This window comes from Microvirga vignae (genome assembly GCF_001017175.1).
GTDB classification, from domain to species: Bacteria; Pseudomonadota; Alphaproteobacteria; order Rhizobiales; family Beijerinckiaceae; genus Microvirga; species Microvirga vignae.
The window spans coordinates 95,162-120,916 of record NZ_LCYG01000037.1; the positions used below are offsets into that span (position 1 = coordinate 95,162).

The following is a 25,755-nucleotide window of genomic DNA, read 5'->3' on the forward strand; positions in this document are numbered from 1 at the left end:
GTTTGGGCGGCCTTCTAGGTCGCCCATTTCATGTTCTGGTATATAGAACCTCTACGTCTCCCTTGAAGGCTCAGGACTCGAGACCCATTGTGATTAAAGGGGCAGTAGAAAGCAGCTAATCTTGCCTGTTTTTGGTGTTCTTCTTAATTTGTTCGATTTCGTCGTGCATATCAGCCTCAAACATATTCCGATATTCTGCAAAAATGGGATCTCCTGTCATTTTAAACAATATGTCTTGCTGTACGATGGTTCGTTCTGGACCATAATCGGCAAGATATGGCCGCAATAAATCATAGGCGTTAATACCGCCCCGCTTTCGATATCTAGGGGCATGATCTTCAACAGTTTTGATCCCTGCCCGAAGCAGAGGTAAGGCTGTCTCATCTTTTGTATGCACCCAGTACGTATAAATTCCTGTTAAAGCGCGAATGTGGCCATTCAGGATGCGCGGCTGCTCCACTTGATCAAGCGGCTTTTCCTCGAACCATAAATATCCAGCCTCATCTGTAAACGAGACCCAAAGATCAGGACGATTACCACGAGGATCTATGGGATTTGCAAGATCAGCTAAAACCTCCTTGGCGGTCACCAGAGCCTCCGGCATATCGGCGCACTTGTACATCGATGTCAGTCCAATCAGGGCAGCACCACTCGCATAAGCGGACGTCCAAGGCACGTTGACCCTATATTGCTCTCGGTAATCCTTTGTGAATCTATAAAGTAATAAACGCCTCCCATCTCGAAGTTCACTGTATTCTAGCAGGCGCTTGTGGAGTAAAATTAAAATATTACGCGTTTCGACATTATTGGTCTTCTTCCAATGGGCACATAACGCTGAAACATTTCGGTAAAATGCCCATGGATTGAAAGGCTGCCTGCCGCGCTTCACGTACTCTTCCGGCCAAGGCATCGGAAGCGCAGCATCTAGTCCCTGCGTTAGATCTGGCCTCCATCCTTTTGGAGGGTTTGCTTCGCCTACTGAGAAAACCTTGAGGTAATCGTCAGAGATGGCGTAGGCCTTAGTTTGCCACTCCGACATGGAACGAGGCTTCAGGATGGGACGGGGTGGCGGCTGGTCAAATGATCGCCCTGTGGCCACCAGAAGGGTAAGTATTAAGAGGCCGACAATACCCAGAGCAACCTTAGGTGACCTGATTGTAAATTTAGGCCAATTGACAATTCGCCTTAAGGCACTTGAGAAATCCATTCAGGAGCCGTCATCGTTATATCATACCTGATAGAGTGGTATAACATGTCAATGACGACTTCAAGTTTCAGGCTTTGTTTTAGGCTTTTAACAGTTAGCTGATTGCACTTACGCGAGCGTGCACCACGGCCATGGCAAGCACGGCCATAGCGAAGACCTGATGGGCCAGACCAGCCCAGAGTGGCACAGCCAGAAGCAGCGTCACGATGCCGAGCCCCATTTGCGCGAAAGTCAGAAAAGCCATTCCGTTCGCGCGGCGCGCCGCGCCCGAACCCGGCGCTTTGCGACGCGTGCCCCATGCGTGCCAGATGGCAAAGGCGACGAGGACGTAAGCCACCACGCGGTGATTGAACTGAACCAGCAGCACGTTGTCGACGAAGTTCTCGATCCAGGGTTTCACCACGAACAGAGCCGACGAGGATGGAATAAGCTCTCCGTCCATGAGAGGCCAGGTGTTGTAGGTCAGCCCGGCCTTCGAGCCGGCGACGAGACCGCCTAAAGCAATCTGCACCAGGATCAGACCGACAAGAATGCGGGGTCCATAGCCCGCGCTTTCCTCAGGCGGAGAAGCGCTGCGATCCTTCAAGCCGGCGGCCACCCAGACCAAGCAAGCAAGGATGATGCTGGCGACCGTCAGGTGCAGCGCGAGCTTGATGGGCGCGACAGCCGTCATGCCAGGCTCCAACCCTGAGGCCACCATGATCCAGCCGATGGCACCTTGCAATCCGCCGAGCGCGCCGATGCCGAGCAGCGTCAGGGCCAGCCTGCCCTTGATGATACCCCGCACCCAGAACCACACCAGTGGTAGGAAGAAGACCAAGCCGATGAGACGGCCGAGCTGCCGATGTCCCCATTCCCAGGCATAGATGAACTTGAACTCGGAAAGGGTCATGTCCTTGTTCACGAGCTCGTATTGCGAGATCTGCCGATATTTCTCGAACTCTCTCTGCCACGACTGTTCCGTGAGCGGCGGAATCGCGCCGGTGACCGGCTTCCATTCCGTGATCGATAGCCCGGAGCCTGTCAGACGGGTCGCTCCACCAACGGCGACCATCAGCACGACCAAGGCTGCGAGCGTGTAGATCCAGGTACGGATGAGAGTCTTAGAACGGGTTTGAGGCGATTGGGCTTCAGGCAGGCGCGCCAACGGCACGCCCTCGGTTGAGGCTGCGACAGCCATGCTCGTTCTCATCGATAATTTAGGACTTGAACCCGGGATAACGCTTGTCACATAGAGGTTGAGCCTCCTTGAGGCAATCAATGCCAGTGACGCACCACGAAAAGGTGGGTTCTAGAAGGGTTGAGCATGAACATGCGTGCGCGCAAGCTGATCGGGACGGTAGTGATGCTGGTCTTCATCATCACCTATGCGCTGTTTGCCATGGCTGTGGCTGAGGGCCGGATTACTGAGGCTCCGAAACCCGTCCAGACCCTTGCCTATATCGTGCTCGGCCTGATCTGGGTGGTTCCCATGATGCCGCTTGTCCGGTGGATGGCCAAGCCCGACAAGCAATCCTAAAAGGCATCGGTTGCCCCAGTGGCCTCCACTTTTAGGCCGGTGCTCAAGCGCCGCCGATTCCCTCGATAATCTTGCCCGTTCCGCCGCAAATAGGACAGGCCGCCGCACCGATGCGGCCGCTGCCTTTGCATTCGGGACAGATGTTCTCGCCCGTACCGGGAGTGCCGGGCTCGGCCTGATCACCAGGGTTGAGTTTCGTCTTGTCAGAGGCAGCTTGGTCTCGCGGTGTATTGCTCATGACAGAACTCGCGTTGTGGCTTCCCCCGTCAACGCGGCAATGGAATCGGGGTTTCTAAAACGTGCAAAAGAAAAGGCCCGCCAGAAGCGGGCCTTCCATGATTCGTGACGGAGGTGATTAGTTGCAGACTTGGCGGCGGCGATATTCCCAGCCCCAGCCCGGAACCCACTCACGATAGCGCTCGGTCGTGCAACGCTCGACATAAACATGGCGCGGACGATGATGCTCATACACAACCGTGGCAGGCTGCTCCACGTAAACGCGGGTCGGCGGGGGTGGCGGAGGCGGTGCTACATAAACCGGCGCTGGAGCGGCATAAGCCGGCTGCTGGGCAATCGTCGCACCAACAATGGTGCCGACCGCAAGGCCACCCAGGGCACCGACGGCAGCAGCCGCGCCGGGAGACATGCGATCACGGGCAGCAGCCGGTTGGGCGGCCAGACCGACCACCAACGCCAGAGCAGCAGCCGTACCGGAGAAGAAACCGAAGACCTTCATGGATCGTCACCTACAAGCAGGAGGGAGATTTCTGTTCCCCCTTTCTTGGCAATGACTATATCGCCTCAAACCTCACTGGAAGCTGAACAGATTGTGGCAAAGCCTCGACCGAACTTTGTTTCGGAGCGGATGGTAAGCAAACTCTTAACGAACCCTTTCGCCCATCGGCCAGCGCTAATCTCCTGTCGTCCGCAATGGGACCGACAGCAGCACGCGCACCAGGTCAGCCTGCCGGTTCGTCTCGGTTTTCCTGAAAAGGTTCTTCAGATGGAAGACAACCGTCGTCTGTGCGACCTCGAGTTCTTCGGCAATCTGGTCAAGCCGCTTGCCATCGATCAGCATCAGCGCAACTCGGGTCTCGGAAGGCGTCAGATTGTAAAGCCGCACGAGCGTGTCGCCTGAGACTTTTGTGCGCTGCTCGGTATCAATGACAAGCAGCACCACGGCATCAGGCCTCTCTTCCACCGAGAACCTTTGACCGGGAACCAGCACGAGATACGGACGCCCACCGGAGTTGCGCGGGAAGGACATAATCTCGTCGAGAGCTTCCTCTTCGAACGCCTTCTCGATGGCCTGATGCAGCTTGGAGTTCTGCTTCGCCACAGCCCCCTTGAGCACGCCGCCTGAGACGGTAAGACCATCATTCTCACCAATGATCCGCTCGGCTTCCTTGTTCATCAGCCTTACACCCCCCTTCTCATCGACGATCACGACGCCGACCAAAAAGCGGTCGAATGCGAAAGTCGCTTTGTACAGGGCTTCCACAGTGCGTCCGCGCGAGGATTTGAGAATTTCCTGCCAGGCCTCTTCCGCACGGCTGATGGCACTCGACTGCACGCGCGCCACCTGATTGAGACGCGCCTCGATCGTGGCGAGCAAGATCTCGTAGTCGATGGGCTTGACAAGGTAATCGTCCGCGCCGGCCTGCTTTCCAATCAGAACGTCGTTTCTCTCTGCCAGGGCCGTCAGAAAGATGAAGGGGACATCGGCCTTGTCCGCCTGCTCGCGAATGGCCTTGAGCACATCATAGCCACCAAGGCCCGGCATGGTGATATCGCAAAGCACGAGGTCAGGACGCTCATTCTCAAGGAGACTAAGGGCTTCACTACCATTAGCTGCCTGAAGCACGCGGTAGTTGGCGGACTCCAGTTCCTCGGCAAGGTCGGTCCTCAGGTCATCTTCGTCTTCAACGCAAAGAATTGTTTTTTGGGTATTCATTGGCTTGGTCACTCACGCAGCCTGTTGCGCCTCTTCGGCATTCGATAGAGGCAAGTCGAATGTGAACAAAGATCCTCCGGCCTCGTAGCTTTCCACTTGGATCTCCCCCCCATGCAAGTGCATGATTCTCTGCGAGAAATTCAAACCGATACCAGTCCCTGCGATTCCTGACGCTGTTCTGGCACGATAGAACCGATCGAAGATCTTAGGCAACTCGTCGGCCGGAATACCGATACCCCAGTCCCGGACAGAGCAGAAAGCACGCGCGCCTTCCGTCGAGATCGTAATCTCAACTACCGGACTCTCGCCCGAATACTTCACCGCATTTGATACAAGATTGATGACAACCTGCTCGATCAGCATGCTGTCGCAATAGACCTGCACAGGGAGATCAGGCACCCGGAAGCGAATGTCGGCGTGCGAATTGAGCTCGCTCTGACGCTCGCAAATATCCATGACAAGGTGGACGAGGTCACATGCCTCAGGATTCAGCTCGATCCGGCCCGCATCAAGTTTCGCGGCATTCAGAACGCTCTCTACGAGCCGGGTCAGGCGATTGCCGGCGTTTCTGATCTTCTGAATACGCGTGGAAAGCTCCTCAGGCGTCAAATGAGGGCCACGCCTCAGAATGCGTTGCGCACTGGAATCAAGAATCGCCAGCGGCGTGCGGAACTGGTGGGAGACCATGGAGACGAAGTTGCGGTAGGCATTCGTCGTCTCACGCTCACGATCGAGAGCAGACTGAAGGGCCTTTGCCACCTGCTTGTAGCCGGAGATGTCGATAAGACGCACGAAGATCGTGGCACCGTCTGCCTTCGTGACGGACAGGCGGGCCCAAACATCCTTCTTGATCAGAACGTCGATCTCGATCTCCTCGAAGGGAGGCTGAGCCGCCAGAAGCCGCTCATCCGCACCTTCGCACATGGCAAAGCAGCGCAGGAAGACGGGAAGGCTCATCTCCTCCCGGCACCAAAGGGCAACGGGCGCAGCCGCCCAGATCTGCTCGTTGGCAAAGAGCAGTTTGCCGGTCCAGTCGAAAGCCGCAAACCCTTCTGCGGCGGATTCGATAGCCGCAATAAGACGGCGCTCGGCCTGCCGCAGAGCGGCAGTGCGCTGGAGGACCTTGATCTCCAGGTCGAAGTTCTGGCGCTCAGCCTGCTTGCGGGCGAGCCATTGCTCAGTCACGTCGCGCACGAAGGCGATGCCCAGCTTGCGCTGAGCCATGGAGACCGGAAGACAATTGATCTCGAGGCAACGCTCCTGACTGGCGTCTTCCGGCGTCGTGTCTTCAAAAATGGAACTTGTTCCCTCAATCGCCAAATTGAGAGAACGGATCACATCGGCTTTTGAGAAAAGGGGGTCAATGTCTTGCATGAGCCGCCTGATCGCCTGATCCGGCTTGACGTTGAGCAGGCCCTCCATCCCCGGGTTCCAGAGCAGGCATTCCAGCTTCTCGTCGAACATGACGATGCCCTGGTTGCTGACGTTGTTGATCACGAGATCCGACAACTCCTGCTCCTGACGCAGGAGTTGCTTGGCCTGACTTGCCTCCTGAGCGCCTCGGAAAAAACGCATGAGCAGAAAGGCCGCACTGAGCACGAGACCGACGAAGAACGCGAAGCTCTGGAAGACGACGCGCATGTAATTCGAGTGTTTCAGAGAGGCTTGCTCACGCCCGTACAGGATGACCCGGTTGGCGACATCCCGCAGCTTGAACGCGAGGTCGCGCGCCTGAGCCTGCAGCAGCAACGCACCCTCCGCATCGATGCCTTGCTGGAGCAACGGCTCGGCCAGCGTGAGCTGAAGATAGGATTGTCTCAGGTCGCCCAAGAGTCCCAGGGTGCGAAACACCTCACCCTGCGGTCCTTCAATGAGAACGGCGAGGCGGCTGATCAGGATGGTGGCACGAAAAGCCGGCTCTTCCTCAGGTATGGTGAAGGTCACCCGGGCGGCTTTGCGCGCAAGGCTTTCGGCAAAAGCAGCTGCCTCGAACTGGGTTTGAGTAGTCACCCAGAGATTCGTCTGCGTGGCGTCCGTTCGCATATCGCGTTCGACGTCGAGCAGCCGCGCAACGGTCACACCGAGATAGGCGACGAGGCTTGCAATCGCGAGGAGCGTGACGATAGCTGCTTTCCTACCGGGCAGAGCGAATTTCATGGCTACTCGATATGAAGCTTGCTCAGCTGCCAGACCCAGCGCGAGTCATACCTCACGTCATCGAGGACGGGATTGGCATCACGCGGATAGACAATCCAGAGCGGTCCCTTATCGCGGGCGGTAATCACCTTGCCATCCACCTTCATGGCGAGAATGGGCTCGAACTGAAGATCCTCCATGGGAATGGAGTTCTGATAAGCGTTCAGGGCGGTCGCCCTGATCGTCTTACCCAAAGCCCCCACCCGCTCCAGCACGGCACGCAGAGGAACCCCCTCAAACGTCATGGGTGCTGCCGACACTTCGGATGATGTCGTGTACGAGGCCTTTCCCAATGCCTCCAGCATGGTCTTGTCAAACTGGGCCTGCCCCGGGGTGTTCGTCTGGGTAATGTTACCCGTGATCGTCAGAATGACGGCCCCCTGGGGGTGTGGCAAAGGCTCGGCTGCGGAGGCGCCCCACATGCCTCCCAGCAACGCAACCAGCATTACCAGCAATGTGACGCAACGCACGAAAGCCCCCCTCTCGCAAGGACTATGTTAGAACATATTCTTTCTGAATGATTTCATGGCAAAAATCCAGGACTTTTCAGTGGTTTTTGCCATCGCCCTCCGTCCAGGCATTTGATCGGCTGCGACCTCTGGCTCAAAGCAGGTATTCCAGTGAGCTTCACAATGGGTAGATATATTATAGCGCTCATCTATCTCTACTAAGGCTTACGGCCGGCTTGGATCGGGCCGAGACATTCACTGCGTCCAGTCAGCGGGCGCAGGCCAGGAGAAGGGCATAGACGCGGTGAAAGCATGACATTTGCAAGCTTGGCAGATTGCATTGTAGCTTCGCAAGCTGGTATCGCGACAAACGTTATGAAATTTCAAACCAGGAGTCTTCGATGCGCAAACTCACTGCAGCCCTTGGTCCAACGATAACCCTCTCGGCGGCCCTGCTCGGCTCGTCCCTTCCTGCCGGGGCCGACCCTCTCCTGAAACAAACTCTCACGAAGATCGAGCGGGCTTACCCGAACGAGAACTACACCCAGTACTACTACCGCCGTCACTATTATCGCCGCCATCACCATCATTATGACGGCGGCTCGGCGCTTGCTGCGGGTGCCGTGGGTTTGGCCGCAGGAGCTTTGATCGGGAGCGCCATTGCCAGCCAAGCTCAGGCAGCCCCTCCTCCGCCTCCGGGCACGGTCGATCCCACAGTGGCAGCTTATTGCGCCCGCAAATATCGCTCTTACGATCCGGTGACGGGGACGTTCCTAGCCCATAACGGCATGCGCTACGTCTGCACCTATCCTTAAGCCTGCCTTCACCGATGCAAAGGCCCACCGTCTTGTGGCGGTGGGTTTCTTGCCTCTATGCGATCGAACGCAGCATCCAGGCCGAAGGTTTACGCCTGGCGCCGATGGCTCAGCACCTCGTGCGGAACCGGAGGTCCGCGTCAGTGACCCGAAGGGCCACGGCAGTGACCCAAAGGGCCGCGTCAGCGAAAAGGGGATCCGGGTTGTCCGCCAAAGGCGCTACCCCGCCAAACAAGGGAGCATCGGAAGGGTCCCGAAAGTGGGGTCCACTTTTGGGTCCGATGCTCTAGAACTGGCAGAGAGCCTGAAACTTGAAAAGTGAAAGACACCCTCATGGCCCTTCCTCCCGACAGCAGTGGCACCGTCATTCCTCCCAACGAGGCAGCCATCGTGACGGCCAGCAACATGACGGAGCTGGAGCTTGTGCTGCCCGATATGGGTGATGAGGACCTTCCCGAGATCGCGATTTTCCTCGTGGCCTGCGCCATGCGCTTCCACAGCGACCCCAGCTTCGTGCAGGAGCAGCTGGAATGGCTCGTCAGGATGCACGATACCGAGGTCGACGAGGGCCTGAAGCCTGACCAGCTGAACTCCGCCAACGACGATTGAAGGCTGTCCTCACGATCAGTCGAGAAAGACGACCGGCATCCCTTTCTTGACCATGCCTGCAAGCTCCTCGACATCCCAGTTCGTCAACCGAACGCAGCCATTGGAATAGGCCTTGCCAACCTTCTCCGGCTCGGGCGTGCCATGGATACCGAAGGATTCGACGGAAAGGTCGATCCACTTTGAGCCGACAGGGTTATTCGGCCCCGGCTTGATCTCGAATTTCTCCTTCGCCTTCACGCCCTTGAAGGCATAATCGGGATTGTAGGTATAGGTAGGATTGGGCGCGACGGCGCGCACCGTATGCGATCCTGTGGGCGCAGGCTTCTCCTCACTGCCGATGGAAGCCGGGTAGGTGGCGAGCACTGCTCCATCCTTTCCGATCACTCGCAGGATGTGTTCGCCTTTGACCACTTCGATCTTCTCGATCTCCCCGGCCTGTCCGTTGGTGGCTGAAGGCGGCGCAACATTGGCGACGACGATGGGGGTGCCCGCTTCGTCGAAGCGCTTATCGGGATTGAGCTCCTTCAGCAGGTCAACGTCCATGTGGAATTTTTCAGCCAGAAGCTCTTCCGGACTGGAATAGGACAACCGCTCCAGCTCCGCCTGCTGCTCCATCTTCTCAGGGATCGCTGTGAAAGGACCTTTCACGTCCTCATCGCTGATCGTGTAGGTCACGAGGACCGGATCGGATGAGGCTTCGTTCAGCTTGCCCCATAGTTCCTCGTCGAGTGCTCCATCGACTTTAAGCTCTCGCGCCTTTTCGAAGGCTTTGATCGCGTTCTGCATGTTCTCGCCATTGCGCCCATCGATCGCGCCGGGAGAAAACCGCGCCCGGTCGAGCAAAACCTGCGCTTTGATGAGGACTGGACTGACGCCCTTTTCAACCTTCGCAGAGAAATTGGAGGCATTCACGGCCTCCATATCCAAGACCTGCGGAGCGGCGGCAGCCCCTCCAGTCATGCACAAGAGACCCAACGCGGCACGCACCAGAACCTTCATCCTCTACTCCACTCAGTTCGCCTCGGCGTGAGACGAGTGAACATATGAAAGACGAAAGCCAGCTGCTCGTTCCCTGCATCACTGGCAAATACGGTAATCGGCCTTGCGCACGCGCATATCGAGATGAAGGTGATCGTCATGGTCATCATCGGCCCCTGGCCCGAGCACCGTCGAGAAAATCGCGCAGGCTTCCTTTTGGACAGCCGACTGGAAAGCGGCCTCCGGGGAACCTTCGGGCTGAACACGAACCGTCAGCGGCGGGCGCTTGTCGAACTCGAAGCCCATCACGTCCACGCTGTTCCCGAAGGCATGCTCACTCAACTTGGCTCCGGACCGTTGATCGCGGCACTGGTAGGATGTTCCGATCAACAGCTTCGTCGGCGCGCTTTGGAAGTGCTCGCCCGTGCGGGGAATGACGACTTCGTTCACCCAGCGCACCAAGCCCTCAGCAAAGGAGCATTCCATCAGCGAGGCCGGCGAAACCTCTATCCCGGTCGGAAGCGCCGAGACGGAAACAGGGTTACCGATCCTGCAGGCATTCTCCTGCACAGGCGGGCGCTTCTCGAAGCGAAGCCCGAGCTTAGTCAGACGCTCGATGCAGGCGGCAGCCGGATCACCGGCATCCGTTGCATTCTGCTCCGCGCTCTCTCGAACGGGCGATTTTCCGTCAGGCTTTTCCGGGGGCGCAGGCCTGTCCGGTCTTGGCGGCGGCAAGGGTGGATTCTGCTCCTGGGAGGCCCCTGCCCCGGGGAGCGCCACCGCCATCACGAGGACCAGACTTCTGATCCAGTGTGACAAGCCGTTTCGGGAAAAGCCGCCCAACCGCCAATCCTTGCCTTTGACCTTTGCCATGCCAGTCAACCGAACTTGGCAAGTTAACGTTCCACTCACCCTTTCGGGTGGCTTGTCCTCACGGTCGGAAGCGCCAAATCCTCTGCCAGAAAGGGTAAGTGATGAGCATGCTGACTCTCCCGCCGGCCAGTTTCGGCGAGGGCTTGGATCTCAGCCCGAAGCTCCATGAGCTTCAGGAAGGTCATTGTACGAAGCGTGTTGCGGAGCTGAAGGCTCAGGTAGAGCATCTGCGGGCGCAGTTGCACGAGGCTGAAGAGGAACTGGCGCGGGAACAGAGCCGCGTGCCTGAGATCGGCGAGTTCGTCCGCTGTCCCCTGACAGGCTTCTTCGGCCAAGTCACAAAGGTTACGCCGCGCGCCTATGGCCGCCCCTGGGTCGAGATCTTGCTTTACCTCGACAAGGACATGCCCGGCCACGCGACCATCGATCTGTTCGGGAATTGGGAGCTGATCGACCCACCTTCAGAGGACAGGTCGTTACTGAGCTTGTAGTCGCAGCTGAGGCATTCAGTTCGGTTCAGCCGGCCTGCACAAGCTGATCCCAGGCCCGACAATATTGCTGATAGCTCTCAGGGAGCTGGAAAGTAACAGCCTGCGCTCCGGCCTGAACGGCTGTCGCTACAGAGAGGTCGGAAGCAAGAAGAGCCGCACCGACACTCGTTCCTGTCGATCCAGCGACCGCGATCACCGGACGCCCGGTCGCCTCGGCCAAGGCCTCAATGTAGAGTTCGTTTCGGGCGAACGGACCCTCTACGACGATGGGACCTGCCGCACCAGTGAGACCGAGACAGGCTCTCGTCATCAAAGCGGCATAGAGGGAGGCTGCCACATAGGTCTCGTCCGGGTTGAGCCCCTCAGGCGCATTCACGATACGGTGCTCGGCATGAGGATAGGGCCCGCATCCGGGGACAACGCTCGGCATCAGGCAAATGCCTTCTCCCACGACACGTGCCACAGCCTCCGGGGTAACCGTCCCCTGCCCTCCCGTCAGGATCTCGAACTCGCGCCCTCCCATGAACCGGGCTGAGGGCACGGCACGGCCGAGAGCATCGATGTTAGCCAGCGTGTCGCGCTCGGGGTCGAGATGATCGAGGTCTCCGCCCACGGCGAAAAGCACGACCCAGGTGCCCGTCGACACCACCGCGAAAGGCGCCTCGCGCTGAAGGAGATGCGGCAGAAGAGACGCATTGGAATCGTGGATGCCGCAATAGACCGGCACGGCATGCGTAAGCCCGATCCTGCCCGCGATCTCGTCCGTGACATATCCCAGCAGGTCAGACGGTTTCTTGACGGGTGCCAGTTTACCGGCAATCCCGAGGCCATCGACAAGGCTGGAAAACATGCCGACGCGCGGTAGCCACAGATCCGTGTGGCACCCGAGCGACGTGACCTCGGTCGCCGCAACACCCGTGAGCCGCCAGCCCCAATATTGCGGATAAGTGACGATCGTCCGTACCCTTCTGAACGCGTCGGGAAAGGTGGCTTTCTGATAATGAAGCTGCGCGCCGAGATTGAGCCCGCCGGGCAAGCGGGGCGAGAAAGTCTCCCGGAACGATGGCCTGATCGCCTCATAAGCCTTATCGATCTCTGCCGGATAACGGAACTCATAGTCCAGAACCGGCAACGCCAAGCCGTCCTCACCGAGGAGCGCGCCGCTTGCGCCATGGGCCGTGATAGAGACCGCCTCGAAGCCGAACTCGGCATTGAGCTGCTTCAGAGATTCCAGAAAGAACGCGAAGATCCCATCCACGTCGAAATGAGGATAAGGTCCGTCCGTCAGCACCCTGTTCGGTTTCGTGCGGGCAGCAAGCTCCCGCCCGCCCGTCACATCCACGACAACGGCCTTGACGTTCGTCTTGCCGACATCGAGCACTGCGACTTTCATGTGTCAAACCATATGGAAGACAGTGGCGAGCGGCTTCTCCACCGGCGAATTGTCCGGGTTCGTTGCCATGATGTCGGCCATGTAGGCCCACCAGCGTTTCATTACAGGGTGGCTCGGCAGATCGGCCATGTTGTGATTCACGGGCCGCCAAAGCACGGCGAAGAGGATGTTGGTCTCCCGGTCGAGATGGATCGAATAATCCTCGACGCCCGCATCCTTTAGAAGCCCCACCAACTCGGGCCAGATCTCGTCATGGCGGCGGCGATATTCCTCCTCCATTCCGGGATTGAGCTGCATCTTGAACGCATACTTTTCCTTTGCACTCATGCGGATGCCCTCGAACGGATGCGGCGGAAGACGATCGGCAGCGCGATCACGAGGATCAGCAGTAGACCGATGAAGATGGACATGACGATTCCGGGCACGTTGAGCAGGCCCAACCCGAAGGTGACGAGGCCCATGACGACGGCGGCAAGCACCACGCCCAGAATGGTGCCAGAGCCTCCCAGAATGCTCACCCCACCGAGCACCGCCATTGTGATGGCCTCGAGCTCCCAACCGGCAGCGATGGTGTGCCGGGTCGAGCCAAGGCGTGAGGTGAGGCAAACGGCAGCGAAGCCGCTCATCAGGCCTGTCATGAGGAACAGGATGAATTTTGTGCGCTGGACGGGAATGCCGGAAAACTGCGCCGCAAAGGCATTGTTGCCGATGGCATAGATCCAGCGCCCGAAGGTCGTCCGGTGCAGCAGGATGCCGAAGACAACGGCAAAGAGCACGAAGGCGATCATCTCGAAGGTCACGACCTCGAAACCGGGAAGCGTGGGCCACCACGAGAAATCAGACATATAGCCTTGGCCGAACCAGGCGAAGCTCGGAGGGTAACCACCATAGGCCTGATCGCCGAGAACAATCTGCGCAATGCCACGGAACAGGCTCATGGTGCCGATGGTCACCACGATGGAAGGCAACCCGATGCGAGCCACCAACAATCCATTGAACGCACCGCACAGAAGACCCACGCCGAGCCCGATGCCGACCAGCGCCGGCGTCTGGAATCCGGCCTGGGCGGCTGCTCCCATGGCGGTGGAGGCAAGCGCGATGATCGCCGCAACCGACAGATCAATTTCCCCTGAGATGATCAGCAGCGTCATCGCGAAGGCGATCATCGCCTTCTCGGTGAAGTTGTAGGTGGCGTCCGACAGGTTCCACGGATCGAGGAAGTGCGGTGATGCCAGCGAATTGGCGATGAAGATCGCAATGGCGACTGCGGCGAGCAGCGTCTCCCAGCTTCCCAGAAGCCGCCCAATGGGCGTTGAGAGCCTGTCGGGGATATGGCGCACGGACTGTTTGTCGGCTGTCATGATGCTCATGCGGCTGCTCCTTCAACAGGGGCCTCGATCCGGGACGGGCGGCGCTTGGCGGCATCGCGCAGGATGAGACGACCCTTGCGGCGCTCCTGACGGGCATTGAAGAGAACGGCGATGATGATCACAAGGCCGGAAATCGCCATCTGCCAGAACGGCGAGATGTTGATGACCGGAAGCGCGTTCTTGATCACTCCCAGGAAGAGCGCGCCCAATACGGCCCCGCCAACGGATCCGATGCCGCCTAGGGTGGAAATTCCGCCGATCACGCAGGCCGCAACCGTGTCGAGCTCGAAGCCGGCGGCGATATCCACGTAAGCGACCGCATAGCGCGACACCCAGAGATAGCCGCAGAGCCCTGCCAATGCGCCGGACAGCACGAACGCGAAGAATTTCGTGCGACCGACGTCGACGCCGGCATAGAGCGCCGCCGTGGGGTTGCCGCCGGAAGCATAAAGAGACCGCCCGAAGATCGTGCGCGTGAAAACGACGCTGACGATGGCGATCACGAGGATTGCCGTCCAACCGAGCAAGGGAAGCCCGAGCACGGGCATGCGTGGCGTATTGAGGAAGACCGGTGTCATCTGGGTCTGGTTGACCCAGGCACCGCCCGAAAGCACGAAGGCCGTGCCTCGATAGATCGTGAGCGTGCCGAGTGTCGCCACGATGGCGGGAATACCGATCTTCCACACCATGAAGCCGTTGATGGCACCGAGAATGGCTCCAATGGCGAGCGCTGTCAGGATCAGGAGCGGCAGCGGAATGCCAGGATAGGCAGCATTGAGCATCGCAACAGCCATGCCGGTGAAGGACAAGTTTGCCGCCACCGACAGATCGATGGACTTTGTCATGATCACCGCCATCTGACCAAGCGCCAGAATGATCAGGATGGAGGTGTCATTGAAGATGTTCGCGAGGCTCTTGGGCGAAGCATAGCCCGGTGCGCGGTAGGAGAAGGCGGCGATCAGCACGATGATGATCGCCACCAGCAGGAGTTCGCGGTACTTCAGAATGCGGCTCATCGCGTCTTTCTTCCCATCACTCGTTGCCTGTGGCGGCGCGCACCAGCGTTTCGGCGTCGAGACCCTCCCGATTCCAGATGCCAGCCATCCGCCCTTCGCGCATCACCATCACCCGGTCGGACATGCCGAGGATTTCGGGCAGCTCGGACGACACCATGATCACGCTCAGGCCCTCTCCTGCGAGTTCGCTCATGAAGCCATGCACGGCAGCCTTGGAGCCGATGTCGATCCCCTTCGTCGGCTCGTCCAAAACGATCACCTTTGGCCTGGCGGCGAGCCATTTGCCGATGACGACCTTCTGCTGGTTGCCGCCGGACAGAGTGCCGACTGGAACCGACAAGGCGGCTGCACGCAGATCGAGCCGCTCCGCATACTTGCGCGCCAAGGCGAATTCCTCGGCCTGCCGGAGGAAACCAGCCCGCGTCGTCTTGGCCAAGGTGGCCATGGAGAAGTTCTGGAAGATCGGCATCTGAAGCACGGCGCCGTGACGGGCGCGCTCTTCCGGCACATAGACGATGCCAGCCGCAATTGCGTCCGACGGAGAGCGGATCTCGATGGAGCGCCCTTCCAGCTCGAGGGATCCCGCGCTCGGTCGGGTGATGCCGAAGAGAGATTGGCAGAATTCGGAGCGCCCTGCCCCGACGAGACCATACAGGCCGAGGATTTCGCCCCGGCGAAGCTCGAACGAAATGCTGTCGAATTCCGTCGGGTGGGAATATCCGGAAACCTTCAGAACGGTGCCGCCGATGGCGACTTCTGTTTTGGGAAACACGTGATCGACCGAGCGGCCGACCATCATGCGCACGATCTCGTCCTGGCCGGTTTGCGACAGCAATCCGGCACCGATCGAGCGCCCATCGCGGAAGACTACGAACCGCTCGGCGATCTCATAGACCTCTTCGAACTTGTGGCTGATGAAGAGGATCGCCTTACCCTGCCGCTTCAGCCTATCGATGATGCGAAAGAGATCCTCCACCTCCTTATAGGACAGTGCCGCCGTCGGCTCGTCCATGATGACGACACGGGCTTCGACGGACAAGGCGCGCGCAATAGCGACGAGGTGGCGCTGCGCGATGGAAAGATCCTTCAGCCGTGTATAAGGGCTGATCGGCGCATCGATGGAGGTCAGCAGTGCCGCTGCCCGCGCGTTCATGGCAGACCAGTTGACGAGCCCCCACCGGTTGCGAGGTGCGTGCCCAAGGAAGATGTTTTCGGCGACAGAGAGTTCGTCGAACAGCACGGTTTCCTGATGGATTGCCGTGATGCCGTTGCGAATGGCGGCCTCCGCATTCCCAAAATGGACGGCCTTGCCATCGACGACAATCTCGCCGCTATCGGGCTGGTAGATGCCAGTGAGAATCTTGACGAGGGTGGATTTGCCCGCACCGTTCTCACCGATCAGCGCCGTCACGGTTCCCGGGTAGAGCGCGACATCGACATGATCAAGCGCCTTGACGCCAGGAAACGACTTGGAAATGTCGCGCATCTCCAGAAGCGGGGTTGGATCTTGAGCAGCCGCTTGTACGACAGACATGGGAACTCCCGCCGCGAGCCAACGTGAGCAAGGAAGGCGCAGGTTACCCGCGCCTTCACTCTGAGGTGTCGAGATCAGAAGATCTTGGCGAATTCGTCGACGTTCTTCGCGTCATAGACGAAGGGATCGGCCATGGCGGCTTCACCGTTGTCACCGACCTTGATCTTGCCCATGCGGCCGGCATTGATCTCCGAACCCGGCTTGCCGTCTGTCTCCTTCTTGACGAGACGATAGGCGAGCTGTGTCGCGGAATAACCGAGATCGATCGGGTTCCAGATCGCGAACTGCTTGGTTGCGCCCGAGTGGACCGCACCTGCCATTTCTGACGGCAGGCCGAGACCGGTCACGTAGACCTGGCCGATCTTGCCGGCATCCTTCACCGCCTGCGAGGCAGCGAGCACGCCAACGGTCGTGGGAGCAACGATCACTTTCACGTTCGGGTGGGAGGTGAGAAGGCCCTGGGCTTCGCGATAGCTCTTGTCGGCCAGGTCATCGCCATAGACGGTCGTAACGAGGTTCAGCCCGGGATACTTCGGAAGCTGCTTCTTCATCTCGGCAATCCAGGTGTTCTGGTTCGTCGAGGTGGAAGTGGCCGACAGGATGGCGAAGTCGCCCTTGCCGCCCGGCAGGTGATCGGCAGCAAGCTTCAGGCACATGTTGCCAATGAGCTCGTTCGACGACGGATTGAGATGAAGGATGCGGCCGTCCTTGTTGACGCCGGAATCCCAGGAAATCACCTTGATGCCGCGCTGGGCAGCCTTCTTCAGCGCCGGAACCACAGCGTCGGGATCGTTGGCGGAGATCGCGATCGCATCGACCTTCTGGGCGATCAGCGCGTTGATCACCTCGATCTGACCTTCAGCGGTCGTGGTGGTGGGACCGGTGTAGATGATGTCGACGCCGCCGAGCTCTTTCGCCGCTTCCTGAGCGCCCTTGTTGGCCGCCTCGAAGAAGCCGTTGCCGAGGGACTTCACGACGAGGCCGATCTTGATGTTCTCGGCGCTCGCCGTGCCCGTGAGAAGGGCGAGGCCCAGAGCGGTCCCGACGGCGAGTTTCGCGAATAGTTTCATGTTTTCTTCCTCCCTTGCAAACACCTCCGGCAGACTTCACGCTGCCGATGAGGATTCCGTTGGCTGCTCAACTGCCGAGACATTGGCAACAATCAGCTTGATGCCCGCTTCCTCGATCATGGCCTGGGCCGAGTCCGGAATGCCGTCGTCGGTGATCAGAGTAGAGACACGATTGAGCGGGCAGAGAATGAGGCTGGAGCGGCGCTGGAACTTGGTGGAATCCACCATCAGCACCAGTTCATCGGCTTGGTTGATGAGCTTCTGCTCGGCTTGAATGATCAGCGCATCCTGCTCCATCACGCCGAGAGGGCCGACGCCCTGAGCGCCCATGAACATGCGCCGCGCATAGAAGTTGCGCGTTACGTCGTTGTCGAAGGGCGAGAGAATTATGCTCTGATCGCGATAGACAGAGCCACCCGGCAGCATCACCTGGTTCTTGGAATGCTTGATGAGGTGCTCGGCAATCGCGAAGGAATTGGTGAAGACCTGCATCCGGCGGGCGGTGAGATAATGCACCATCTGGAAGGTGGTGGTTCCGCCATTGATGATGATGGCGTCACCATCATTGCAGAGCGCCACCGCCTCGCGAGCGATGGCGCGCTTCTTGGCAGTGTTCTCGCCTTCAGAAATCCGGAAGGGCTTTGCGGCCAGCGGGCTGATCTGCTGCGGATGCAGGGCCTCCGCCCCGCCGCGTACGCGGCGCAGGCGCCCCTGGACATGAAGGGCTGCGATATCTCGGCGGATCGTTGCCTCGGAGGCTTCCGTCAGCTCCATCAAATCCTGGATGGTCGCAACCGGCCTCTCCTGAACGAGGCTGAGAATGATCCGATGCCTTTCACGTTCGTGCATTATTCCTCACCAGAGTGCCGTAGGACCAAGCAAGATCACTAAGAAGCCATCAGATCCGCTTAAGAGCCATCCTACCGTCACGGAGATTTGGAGCACCGTCAATCATTTCCGATCTTATCCCTTCGTCTTATGATCTGTTTTGATCGTTTGTGACTGGTTTTGGTTGACAAGACTGGAGGCCTCGCCAATGTTCTTTGCCTAAGCGTGAGGCACTGCGCGCCCACTTTACAGCTCGGCAGGAGGACAACGTGGATACTGCGACGCAAACCGTGAAGCTGCTCGAAAACAAGTGGGATGACGCGAAAGCGGCCATCCTCGACGAGCCCGGCCTGCTCCTCTACCGCTCCAATCTGCTCGGCGCCGACAAGCGCATCACGAACTATGGCGGCGGCAACACCTCGGCCAAGGTGATGGAGACCGATCCCCTCACGGGCGAGGAGGTCGAGGTTCTCTGGGTGAAGGGCTCTGGCGGCGATGTCGGCACCATCAAGCTCGACGGTTTCGCAACCCTTTACATGGACAAGTTGCGGTCGCTGAAGTCCCTCTACAAGGGCGTCGAGGACGAGGACCGCATGGTGGGCTTCCTGCCCCACGCGACCTTCAACCTGAACACGCGGGCAGCCTCCATCGATACGCCCCTACATGGCTTCCTGCCCTACAAGCATGTCGACCACATGCACCCTGATGCGATCATCGCGATTGCAGCCTCCAGGAACTCGCGCGAACTCACGCAGGAAATTTTCGGCGACGAGATCGGTTGGCTGCCCTGGCGTCGCCCCGGCTTCCAGCTCGGTCTCGATCTGGAGGCTTTCGCCAAGGCCAATCCCCACGCCAAGGGCGTCGTACTCGAAAGCCACGGTCTCTTCACCTGGGCCGACAACGCGAAGGATTGCTATGAGCTGACGCTACGCATCATCAACCAGGCCATCAAGTGGTTCGCGAAAGAGACAGCCGGCAAGCCGGCCTTCGGCGGCGCCGTGACCACCAGCCTCTCCCGCGATGAGCGTCGCAAGATCGCGGCACACCTGATGCCTGAAATCCGCGGTAAGATCGGCCAGGCGGAGCGTAAGCTGGGACATTTCGACGATCAGGACGCGGTGCTCGAATTCGTCAACTCGTCCGACCTCAAGCCGCTGGCTCATCTCGGCACCAGCTGCCCGGATCACTTCCTGCGCACCAAGATCCGCCCCCTCGTTCTCGACTTCGACCCTAAGTCGCCGAATATTGACGCCGTGGTCGCCAATCTCGATGCGGCGTTGGAGGCCTATCGCGCCGACTACACGCGCTACTACGAGCAGTGCAGGCATCCGAACAGCCCGAAGATGCGCGATCCGAATCCGGTGATCTTCCTGATCCCTGGCGTCGGCATGCTGTCCTTCGCCCGCGACAAGGCCACAGCCCGCATTGCCAGCGAGTTTTATGTGAATGCCATCAACGTCATGCGCGGCGCTTCCTCGGTCTCCGAGTACCAAGGACTTCCCGAGCAGGAGGCGTTCGACATCGAGTACTGGCTGCTCGAGGAGGCGAAGCTCCAGCGCATGCCCAAGCCGAAGAGCCTTGCGGGCCGCGTGGCCTTCATCACCGGCGGCGCGGGCGGCATCGGACGCGCCACGGCCGAGCGGCTGATGGCCGAGGGCGCCTGCGTGGTTCTGGCCGATATCGATCAGGAATCGCTCGACAGCACGGTCGGCGATTTCGGGAAGCGCTTCAGCAACGACGTGGTGCGTGGTGTGAAGCTCAACGTCACGAGCGAGGACGAGATTCTTTCCTCCTTCATCGAGGCGTCAGTCGAATTCGGCGGCATCGATATTCTTGTGTCCAATGCCGGCATCGCCTCTTCGGCCCCCGTCGAGGACACCGATCTCGCCATGTGGAACAGGAACATCGACATCCTGGCGACCGGCTATTTCCTCGCCTCCCGCGAGGCCTTCCGCCTGTTCCGCCGCCAGAAGCTCGGGGGCAACATCGTCTTCGTGGCGTCCAAGAACGGTCTCGCCTCGTCGCCGAACGCGTCGGCCTATTGCACAGCGAAGGCCGCCGAGATCCACCTCGCCCGCTGCCTCGCACTCGAAGGCGCGGAGGCCGGTATTCGCGTCAACACGGTCAACCCGGATGCGGTGCTGCGCGGATCGAAGATCTGGTCCGGCGAATGGCGCGAGCAGCGTGCAGCCTCGTCCAAGCTCGCTGTCGACGAGCTCGAGGAGCATTACCGCAAGCGCTCCCTGCTGAAGCTGAACGTTTTCCCGGAGGACATCGCGGAAGCCATCTGCTTCCTCGCCTCCGACGCTTCGGCGAAGTCCACCGGCAACATCATCAACGTGGATGCCGGCAACGCCATGTCGTTCACGCGCTAAGATCAGGCCGGGGAGGAAACCATGGCAGAACAGAGAATCCGGGCTGAGATCATTGCCGTCGTCAACGAGAAGCATTCAGTCGCTCTTAAGGCCGATTACGATGCTCTCGGGGCAAAGCTCGCCCGCGAGGGCATCGATATCGATGCGATCACAGAAAAGGTCGGGAAGTTCTTCGTGGCCGTCCCGTCCTGGGGCGTCGGCACGGGCGGAACCCGCTTCGCCCGTTTTCCCGGCATCGGCGAGCCACGCAACATCTTCGACAAGCTCGATGATTGTGCGGTCATTCACCAGCTGACGCAGGCAACACCGTCCGTGTCCCTGCATATTCCATGGGACAAGGTGAACGATCCGCGGCAGCTGAAGACCCATGCGGATGCGCTGGGCCTCGGCTTCGACGCCATGAACTCCAACACCTTCTCCGATGCGCCGGGGCAGGAGCACAGCTACAAGTACGGCTCGCTCAGCCACACGGATGCGGCGACCCGCCAGCAGGCAATCGAGCACAATATCGAGTGCATCGAGATCGGCGAGGCCATTGGATCCAAGGCGCTGACGGTCTGGATCGGCGACGGCTCGAACTTCCCGGGCCAGACGAACTTAACTCGGAGTTTCGAGCGTTATATCGACGCGATGAAGGCAATCTATAAGCGGTTACCCGGGGACTGGCGCATCTTCTCCGAGCACAAGATGTACGAGCCGGCCTTCTACTCGACCGTCGTACAGGATTGGGGCACCAACTACCTGATTGCGACGGAACTCGGCGATAAGGCCTATTGCCTCGTGGACCTCGGCCACCATGCGCCGAACGTCAATATCGAGATGATCGTCGCCCGCCTGATCCAGTTCAAGAAGCTCGGCGGCTTCCACTTCAACGACTCCAAGTATGGTGATGATGATCTCGATGCGGGCTCCATCGATCCCTACCGCCTGTTTCTCGTCTTCAACGAGTTGGTGGACGCCGAGCATCGCGAGGCGGATGACTTCCACCCCGCCCACATGATCGACCAGTCGCACAATGTGACCGATCCCATCGAGAGTCTGATCCGCAGCGCCAACGAGATCCGCCGTGCCTATGCGCAGGCGCTGATCGTGGATCGGAAGGCGTTGGAGAGCTATCAGGAGTCCAACGATGCGCTCATGGCGTCCGAGACGCTAAAGGATGCTTTTCGCACCGATGTGGAGCCGATCCTCGCCATGGCTCGCCTGAAGGCTGGCGGTGCCATCGATCCCATCTCGGCCTATCGGGCGAGCGGCTACCGTGAGAAGGTGGGCAAGGAGCGCCCCGTGGTCGCCGGAGGCGGTGGCGGCATCGTCTGATGCCGCCAGTGTTCACCCTGCCTTCTCAGGCCGGCTGGCGCTCCACGAAAGTAGGCTTGCGTACTTGCAAGACGGTCAGACGCTTTGTCTCTCCCGTGCGTGTGGTCCAATCGATCGATTGGCCCACGGGAAGTCCGATCAGGGCGGTTCCAATGGGAGTGAGGACCGAGATCCTTCCTTTGGCGATGTCGGCTCATTCGGGTAGACGAGAATTACCGTCTGCACACGTCCCGCCACGTCGTCGCGGAATTCAACCTCACTACCCATGGAGACAGCGTCGACAGCATGGCGTCCCTTGGGAAGAACATGTGCCCGGTCGAGTTCTTCGCTGAGTTCGGCGGCGACATCGGGCATCGGGTTTGCAGCAGCTTCGGCAAGCTGCGACAGCCTCTCATGGTCGGTTGCGCTCAGGGTGATCCCAGGCTTTTTTCGGCCTGCAACTCTCAAAGTCATTTCATGTCTCCTGGTCTGTGTTGATGAGGTTGGTTGTTTTCACGCGGCGCTTGGGCCCGGATTGTCATCATCAGGCAATGGCGGCACGTGCGGCGTATCCGGCGCGATGCGTCGTGGGATCAGTCGGACAACCTTCCCGTCCGACTGCTCCGTGCCCTGAGGGATAGGCTCCGGCGAAGACTCGTCCGGTGTCGGGTGCATGGAAGGGCCTCCTTTGCCGCCAGAATGGTTCTGAGCGAGGGCAGATCTGAGGATTTGCGCCAGGAAGGCGGAGGATGGGTGAATTTCTTCAGGGCATGCCCCATTCAATGACCGGCCGAGATCAGGATCTGCTGGTCGAGAAGGGTGGCCCTCCGTCGTGCGGAACATGAGTTTCAAGAATTGTCGAAGCATAGCGCCGCACCGAATGCTGCTGCATCCGGCCTTACAAGATGTCCGAAGATTTCAGGTATCTTGGAGTCCCCGCGCTCTAAGCGCGGGGGCGCGTTGAGCTCGGGGCTAATTGCCCGCGATGAGGTTGCCTGACCGATGCAGGCCGCGACGGAATTGTGCAAAGCTCAACATGATGGTCAATGCTTGTCCATAATGCTGCCTTTGTCAAATCGCCTCGATGCGCCGCGTCGTCATGCCGAACGGAGGGATCGTATGTTCCGCTCGGCTGAATTCCTCGACGAGGGCAGATCACCACCTCGTGCAGCGCTGCGCCCTCACCCTGACTTGGCACGCATGCTCAAGTGCCGACGCGCCCTCTGTTGACAGATCCTACTAGGCAGTAGGAATAATACTGAACTTATAACATGATCAACGAAGGATAGGGGCGATCTCGTTCTCGGTTCGCAACCCGAAGAGGCACCCAAGTTCCTCGGAGCTCTTGGGTGGTCGGCGGCACAGAGATCGGTGCGCCGTCCTGAAGATCAGGGCTCCGATAGGGCCATCCATTTTCTCGGAGACACAATGAACGCCTTCTCCTCGTCCTCTCCTTCCATCATCGGTGCTCGAGGAACCGGCATTGCGCGAGCCGCCGTCATCGGTGCGGGATCCATGGGATCCGGCATCGCCGCGCAATTTGCCAATGCTGGCATCCCTGTGGATCTGCTCGACATTCGAGGGCCGGACTCATCTCCCAATAGTCCAGCCGAGGCAGGGATCGCACGTCAGTTCAAGGCAAACGGCTTCATGCATCCTGATGCTGCCAAACTCGTCCATGCCGGCAATATCGACGATGACCTTCAACGGCTTTCGCAGGCCGATTGGATCATCGAGGCCGTTGTCGAGAAGCTCGACGTGAAACGCGATCTTTACCGCAAGGTCGACAGCGTCAGAAAAAAGGGATCGATCGTTTCCTCCAACACCTCCACGATACGCCGTTCAGACCTGATTGCAGAACTTGGCCCCTCGTTTGAGGCCGACTTCCTGATTACGCATTTCTTCAATCCGCCGCGCATCATGCGCCTCGTCGAGATCGTCAGTTCTCCGGAGAACTCAACCAAGCTGGTGTCGCGCGCAAAGGCGGCATCGGAAGTCATTCTCGGGAAAACCGTCGTCGATTGCCACGATACGCCGGGCTTCATCGCCAATCGCATCGGCTGCTACTGGCTGGCGGTGGCTGCGCTCGAAGCAAAGATCCTAGGTCTCACTGTTGAGGAGGCAGATACGGTGATGGCGGCGCTGGGTATGCCGCGCACCGGCGTTTTCGGACTGCTCGACCTCATCGGCATCGACCTTATCCCGCACGTGTGGGGCAGCCTCATGAGCGCCCTGCCCGCTTCCGACGACATTCACGCCTATGATCTGCCCGCGGATCCGGTCGTCCAGGGCATGATCGCAGCAGGACAGCTGGGTCGAAAAGCCAAGGGCGGCTTCTACAGGATCAATGCCGACAAATCGCGTGAAGTGCTGGATCTCTCTTCAGGTCTGTACCGCCCTGAAGCGCCGGTCGATGCCGCCGCGCTACCAGGTAAGGGCCGCGATCTCGTAGCCCTTCTGCAGGCAGGCGATCCTCGCGGCCTCTATGGCTGGCGCGTGTTGTCCCGCCTCATCGCCTATACTGCCCATGTCGGCCCGGAAATCGCGAGCGACGTTGCCGCCATCGATACGGCCATGGAACTCGGCTATGCCTGGCGCGCAGGTCCGTTCAAGCTTGCCGAACGTTGCGGGATGGCAATGCTTGCGGAACGCTTGCCCCAGGGCGGGCAAGACGTGCCGTCCCTTCTTGCCTCTGCTATCCGAAACGAGGGCTTCTACGACAGGAACACAGGATCGGCACTCCGCACCGATGGCACGCGCGCGCAGCCGACAGACAAGATCGACGTTCTCACATTGTCGGCCCTCAAGTCACGCCAGCCGAAAATTCTTGGGAATGAAGGAGCCACGCTCTGGGATGCGGGCGACGGCATAGCCTGCCTCGAAGTCCATACGAAAATGAACAGCCTGACCCCTGCCGTTTTCGATGCGTTGGAGGAAGGTCTCGATAGGATCGCATCCGGGTTTCGTGGCCTCGTTATCGGCAACGACAACCCGCGCGCCTTCTCGGCGGGCGCCGATCTGTCGTACTTCGTCGATCTCTTGCGCAAGAAAGATTGGGCTGCGCTGGGGACATTTCTCTCGAGGGGTCAGAACCTCTTCCTGCGGGTGAAATATGCGCCCTTTCCTGTCGTTGCTGCCCCGGCCGGTCTCGCGCTCGGCGGCGGTTGCGAGCTGATGCTTCATTGCGATGCCATTGTGGCCCACGCGGATCTGGCGGCAGGACTTCCTGAAACGAAAGTGGGCATCGTGCCTGGCTGGGGAGGATGCACGCAGCTCCTGTGGCGCGGGCAGGAGCGAGCCAGGGACGCGGACGATCCTGTTTCCGTCGCGACAATGACATTCGAGACGATCCTCGCCGGCAATCCCTCGTCCTCGGCTCTCGATGCCTGGGGCAAGGGACTGCTGCGCTCGACCGACAGCATCGTCATGAACCGCGATCATCTGATCGGCAGAGCGATCCAGCGTGCAGCGTCCATGGCGAACGCCGGATACCATGTGCCTGACCGCTCGACGATTGTGCTGGCTGGTCCGTCAGGCAAGCACACGCTCATGGGGCTTATCGAGCAGCGCCGAGAGGCCCTTCGCTTCACTGAAACGGAAATGGCAATCGCCGAGACTCTCGCCTCGGTTCTGACAGGCGCGAACGGCATAAGCTGTGCCGCGTCCGAGGAAGACGTTCTGGCACTGGAGCGCGAGGCGGTGATTGCCCTCGCGAAGATGCCGGCCACGCAAGAGCGCATCGAGCACATGCTGGTGACCGGCAAGCCACTGCGCAATTAAAG

24 protein-coding genes and 1 pseudogene are annotated in these 25,755 nt (G+C 59.5%); 7 read left to right on the top strand and 18 right to left on the bottom strand.

The window, feature by feature from the left end:
- Nucleotides 1-115: 115 nt before the first annotated feature.
- On the bottom strand, nucleotides 116-1,039 hold the full coding sequence (locus tag AA309_RS15160; RefSeq protein ID WP_047189859.1) for a D-glucuronyl C5-epimerase family protein: 924 nt from the start codon (nucleotides 1,037-1,039) through the stop codon (nucleotides 116-118).
- Between the two features lie 262 nt (nucleotides 1,040-1,301).
- Nucleotides 1,302-2,387, bottom strand: coding sequence for a COX15/CtaA family protein (locus tag AA309_RS15165; RefSeq protein ID WP_084731268.1), 1,086 nt, complete (start codon nucleotides 2,385-2,387; stop codon nucleotides 1,302-1,304).
- Nucleotides 2,388-2,513: 126 nt separating this feature from the next.
- Between AA309_RS15165 and AA309_RS15170 the strand changes: the two genes are divergently transcribed.
- Nucleotides 2,514-2,726, top strand: a complete 213-nt coding sequence (locus AA309_RS15170; protein ID WP_047189860.1) for a DUF2842 domain-containing protein — start codon at nucleotides 2,514-2,516, stop codon at nucleotides 2,724-2,726.
- 43 nt (nucleotides 2,727-2,769) lie between these two features.
- Here the strand turns inward: AA309_RS15170 and AA309_RS15175 are convergent, their stop codons facing one another.
- From AA309_RS15175 to AA309_RS15195, 5 genes are all read right to left on the bottom strand, one after another.
- Nucleotides 2,770-2,964 carry a hypothetical protein gene (locus tag AA309_RS15175; RefSeq protein WP_047189861.1) on the bottom strand — a complete coding sequence of 65 codons (195 nt, stop codon included), beginning with the start codon at nucleotides 2,962-2,964 and terminating at the stop codon, nucleotides 2,770-2,772.
- A gap of 117 nt (nucleotides 2,965-3,081) precedes the next feature.
- Nucleotides 3,082-3,462, bottom strand: a complete 381-nt coding sequence (locus AA309_RS15180; protein WP_047189862.1) for a hypothetical protein — start codon at nucleotides 3,460-3,462, stop codon at nucleotides 3,082-3,084.
- A gap of 174 nt (nucleotides 3,463-3,636) precedes the next feature.
- Entirely contained in the window at nucleotides 3,637-4,680 is a 1,044-nt protein-coding gene (locus AA309_RS15185) for a helix-turn-helix transcriptional regulator (RefSeq protein ID WP_047189863.1), read from the bottom strand.
- Between the two features lie 12 nt (nucleotides 4,681-4,692).
- A complete protein-coding gene (locus AA309_RS32075) occupies nucleotides 4,693-6,837 on the bottom strand; it encodes a sensor histidine kinase (RefSeq protein ID WP_052954746.1) in 2,145 nt (714 codons plus the stop codon).
- A 2-nt stretch (nucleotides 6,838-6,839) separates the two neighbouring features.
- A complete protein-coding gene (locus AA309_RS15195) occupies nucleotides 6,840-7,346 on the bottom strand; it encodes a putative pterin-binding protein (protein WP_150117582.1) in 507 nt (168 codons plus the stop codon).
- A 380-nt stretch (nucleotides 7,347-7,726) separates the two neighbouring features.
- On the opposite strand from AA309_RS15195, the gene AA309_RS15200 reads away from it, so the two are divergent.
- Both AA309_RS15200 and AA309_RS15205 read left to right on the top strand, forming a co-directional pair.
- Nucleotides 7,727-8,140 (top strand): BA14K family protein, encoded by a 414-nt coding sequence (locus tag AA309_RS15200; RefSeq protein WP_047189865.1) that lies wholly within the window; start codon nucleotides 7,727-7,729, stop codon nucleotides 8,138-8,140.
- A gap of 333 nt (nucleotides 8,141-8,473) precedes the next feature.
- Nucleotides 8,474-8,749, top strand: coding sequence for a hypothetical protein (locus tag AA309_RS15205; RefSeq protein ID WP_047189866.1), 276 nt, complete (start codon nucleotides 8,474-8,476; stop codon nucleotides 8,747-8,749).
- Nucleotides 8,750-8,764: 15 nt separating this feature from the next.
- On the opposite strand, the gene AA309_RS15210 is transcribed toward AA309_RS15205, so the two are convergent.
- On the bottom strand, nucleotides 8,765-9,748 hold the full coding sequence (locus AA309_RS15210; protein ID WP_047189867.1) for a L,D-transpeptidase family protein: 984 nt from the start codon (nucleotides 9,746-9,748) through the stop codon (nucleotides 8,765-8,767).
- A gap of 78 nt (nucleotides 9,749-9,826) precedes the next feature.
- Nucleotides 9,827-10,600: an extensin-like domain-containing protein gene (locus AA309_RS15215; RefSeq protein WP_052954747.1), complete on the bottom strand. Its 774-nt coding sequence runs from the start codon at nucleotides 10,598-10,600 to the stop codon at nucleotides 9,827-9,829.
- 107 nt (nucleotides 10,601-10,707) lie between these two features.
- Between AA309_RS15215 and AA309_RS15220 the strand changes: the two genes are divergently transcribed.
- Nucleotides 10,708-11,091 (top strand): hypothetical protein, encoded by a 384-nt coding sequence (locus AA309_RS15220; protein WP_160310470.1) that lies wholly within the window; start codon nucleotides 10,708-10,710, stop codon nucleotides 11,089-11,091.
- Nucleotides 11,092-11,116: 25 nt separating this feature from the next.
- Here the strand turns inward: AA309_RS15220 and AA309_RS15225 are convergent, their stop codons facing one another.
- The 7 genes from AA309_RS15225 to AA309_RS15255 all read right to left on the bottom strand — a co-directional run bounded on the left by AA309_RS15225 (nucleotide 11,117) and on the right by AA309_RS15255 (nucleotide 18,323).
- Nucleotides 11,117-12,484, bottom strand: coding sequence for an FGGY-family carbohydrate kinase (locus tag AA309_RS15225; RefSeq protein WP_047189869.1), 1,368 nt, complete (start codon nucleotides 12,482-12,484; stop codon nucleotides 11,117-11,119).
- A gap of 3 nt (nucleotides 12,485-12,487) precedes the next feature.
- Complete coding sequence (rhaM, locus tag AA309_RS15230; RefSeq protein ID WP_047189870.1) at nucleotides 12,488-12,811, bottom strand: L-rhamnose mutarotase; 324 nt, start codon at nucleotides 12,809-12,811, stop codon at nucleotides 12,488-12,490.
- Nucleotides 12,808-13,854: an ABC transporter permease gene (locus tag AA309_RS15235; protein ID WP_047189871.1), complete on the bottom strand. Its 1,047-nt coding sequence runs from the start codon at nucleotides 13,852-13,854 to the stop codon at nucleotides 12,808-12,810. Before AA309_RS15235 ends, rhaM begins: the two co-directional genes overlap by 4 nt.
- Nucleotides 13,851-14,870 carry an ABC transporter permease gene (locus tag AA309_RS15240; RefSeq protein ID WP_047189872.1) on the bottom strand — a complete coding sequence of 340 codons (1,020 nt, stop codon included), beginning with the start codon at nucleotides 14,868-14,870 and terminating at the stop codon, nucleotides 13,851-13,853. The genes AA309_RS15235 and AA309_RS15240 overlap by 4 nt, the downstream gene beginning before the upstream one ends.
- Nucleotides 14,871-14,886: 16 nt before the next feature.
- Complete coding sequence (locus AA309_RS15245) at nucleotides 14,887-16,404, bottom strand: sugar ABC transporter ATP-binding protein (RefSeq protein WP_047189873.1); 1,518 nt, start codon at nucleotides 16,402-16,404, stop codon at nucleotides 14,887-14,889.
- 74 nt (nucleotides 16,405-16,478) lie between these two features.
- Nucleotides 16,479-17,474: a rhamnose ABC transporter substrate-binding protein gene (rhaS, locus tag AA309_RS15250; RefSeq protein ID WP_047189874.1), complete on the bottom strand. Its 996-nt coding sequence runs from the start codon at nucleotides 17,472-17,474 to the stop codon at nucleotides 16,479-16,481.
- 36 nt (nucleotides 17,475-17,510) lie between these two features.
- Nucleotides 17,511-18,323, bottom strand: coding sequence for a DeoR/GlpR family DNA-binding transcription regulator (locus AA309_RS15255; protein WP_047189875.1), 813 nt, complete (start codon nucleotides 18,321-18,323; stop codon nucleotides 17,511-17,513).
- 248 nt (nucleotides 18,324-18,571) lie between these two features.
- Here AA309_RS15255 and AA309_RS15260 point away from each other — a divergent pair, with 248 nt between their 5' ends.
- Together AA309_RS15260 and rhaI are read left to right on the top strand one after the other, a co-directional pair.
- A complete protein-coding gene (locus AA309_RS15260; protein ID WP_047189876.1) occupies nucleotides 18,572-20,677 on the top strand; it encodes a bifunctional rhamnulose-1-phosphate aldolase/short-chain dehydrogenase in 2,106 nt (701 codons plus the stop codon).
- A 21-nt stretch (nucleotides 20,678-20,698) separates the two neighbouring features.
- A complete protein-coding gene (rhaI, locus tag AA309_RS15265; protein WP_047189877.1) occupies nucleotides 20,699-21,994 on the top strand; it encodes an L-rhamnose catabolism isomerase in 1,296 nt (431 codons plus the stop codon).
- Between the two features lie 25 nt (nucleotides 21,995-22,019).
- Here rhaI and rnk read toward each other — a convergent pair.
- Both rnk and AA309_RS35225 read right to left on the bottom strand, forming a co-directional pair.
- Nucleotides 22,020-22,447: pseudogene (gene rnk / locus AA309_RS15270) on the bottom strand (nucleoside diphosphate kinase regulator).
- Nucleotides 22,448-22,486: 39 nt separating this feature from the next.
- Entirely contained in the window at nucleotides 22,487-22,648 is a 162-nt protein-coding gene (locus AA309_RS35225; protein WP_160310471.1) for a hypothetical protein, read from the bottom strand.
- Between the two features lie 753 nt (nucleotides 22,649-23,401).
- Here AA309_RS35225 and AA309_RS15275 point away from each other — a divergent pair.
- Nucleotides 23,402-25,753 (top strand): 3-hydroxyacyl-CoA dehydrogenase/enoyl-CoA hydratase family protein, encoded by a 2,352-nt coding sequence (locus AA309_RS15275; RefSeq protein ID WP_047189878.1) that lies wholly within the window; start codon nucleotides 23,402-23,404, stop codon nucleotides 25,751-25,753.
- The last annotated feature ends 2 nt before the right edge of the window (nucleotides 25,754-25,755 follow it).

Excerpts from the sequence above, each read along its gene's own strand:
- AA309_RS15160 (WP_047189859.1), bottom strand. The coding sequence starts at position 1,039 with ATGTCGGAGTGGCAAACTAAGGCCTACGCCATCTCTGACGATTACCTC.
- AA309_RS15165 (WP_084731268.1), bottom strand. The coding sequence starts at position 2,387 with ATGGCTGTCGCAGCCTCAACCGAGGGCGTGCCGTTGGCGCGCCTGCCT.
- AA309_RS15170 (WP_047189860.1), top strand. The coding sequence starts at position 2,514 with ATGAACATGCGTGCGCGCAAGCTGATCGGGACGGTAGTGATGCTGGTC.
- AA309_RS15175 (WP_047189861.1), bottom strand. The coding sequence starts at position 2,964 with ATGAGCAATACACCGCGAGACCAAGCTGCCTCTGACAAGACGAAACTC.
- AA309_RS15180 (WP_047189862.1), bottom strand. The coding sequence starts at position 3,462 with ATGAAGGTCTTCGGTTTCTTCTCCGGTACGGCTGCTGCTCTGGCGTTG.
- AA309_RS15185 (WP_047189863.1), bottom strand. The coding sequence starts at position 4,680 with ATGAATACCCAAAAAACAATTCTTTGCGTTGAAGACGAAGATGACCTG.
- AA309_RS32075 (WP_052954746.1), bottom strand. The coding sequence starts at position 6,837 with ATGAAATTCGCTCTGCCCGGTAGGAAAGCAGCTATCGTCACGCTCCTC.
- AA309_RS15200 (WP_047189865.1), top strand. The coding sequence starts at position 7,727 with ATGCGCAAACTCACTGCAGCCCTTGGTCCAACGATAACCCTCTCGGCG.
- AA309_RS15205 (WP_047189866.1), top strand. The coding sequence starts at position 8,474 with ATGGCCCTTCCTCCCGACAGCAGTGGCACCGTCATTCCTCCCAACGAG.
- AA309_RS15210 (WP_047189867.1), bottom strand. The coding sequence starts at position 9,748 with ATGAAGGTTCTGGTGCGTGCCGCGTTGGGTCTCTTGTGCATGACTGGA.
- AA309_RS15215 (WP_052954747.1), bottom strand. The coding sequence starts at position 10,600 with ATGGCAAAGGTCAAAGGCAAGGATTGGCGGTTGGGCGGCTTTTCCCGA.
- AA309_RS15220 (WP_160310470.1), top strand. The coding sequence starts at position 10,708 with ATGCTGACTCTCCCGCCGGCCAGTTTCGGCGAGGGCTTGGATCTCAGC.
- AA309_RS15225 (WP_047189869.1), bottom strand. The coding sequence starts at position 12,484 with ATGAAAGTCGCAGTGCTCGATGTCGGCAAGACGAACGTCAAGGCCGTT.
- rhaM (WP_047189870.1), bottom strand. The coding sequence starts at position 12,811 with ATGAGTGCAAAGGAAAAGTATGCGTTCAAGATGCAGCTCAATCCCGGA.
- AA309_RS15235 (WP_047189871.1), bottom strand. The coding sequence starts at position 13,854 with ATGAGCATCATGACAGCCGACAAACAGTCCGTGCGCCATATCCCCGAC.
- AA309_RS15240 (WP_047189872.1), bottom strand. The coding sequence starts at position 14,870 with ATGAGCCGCATTCTGAAGTACCGCGAACTCCTGCTGGTGGCGATCATC.
- AA309_RS15245 (WP_047189873.1), bottom strand. The coding sequence starts at position 16,404 with ATGTCTGTCGTACAAGCGGCTGCTCAAGATCCAACCCCGCTTCTGGAG.
- rhaS (WP_047189874.1), bottom strand. The coding sequence starts at position 17,474 with ATGAAACTATTCGCGAAACTCGCCGTCGGGACCGCTCTGGGCCTCGCC.
- AA309_RS15255 (WP_047189875.1), bottom strand. The coding sequence starts at position 18,323 with ATGCACGAACGTGAAAGGCATCGGATCATTCTCAGCCTCGTTCAGGAG.
- rhaI (WP_047189877.1), top strand. The coding sequence starts at position 20,699 with ATGGCAGAACAGAGAATCCGGGCTGAGATCATTGCCGTCGTCAACGAG.
- AA309_RS35225 (WP_160310471.1), bottom strand. The coding sequence starts at position 22,648 with ATGCACCCGACACCGGACGAGTCTTCGCCGGAGCCTATCCCTCAGGGC.
- AA309_RS15275 (WP_047189878.1), top strand. The coding sequence starts at position 23,402 with ATGAACGCCTTCTCCTCGTCCTCTCCTTCCATCATCGGTGCTCGAGGA.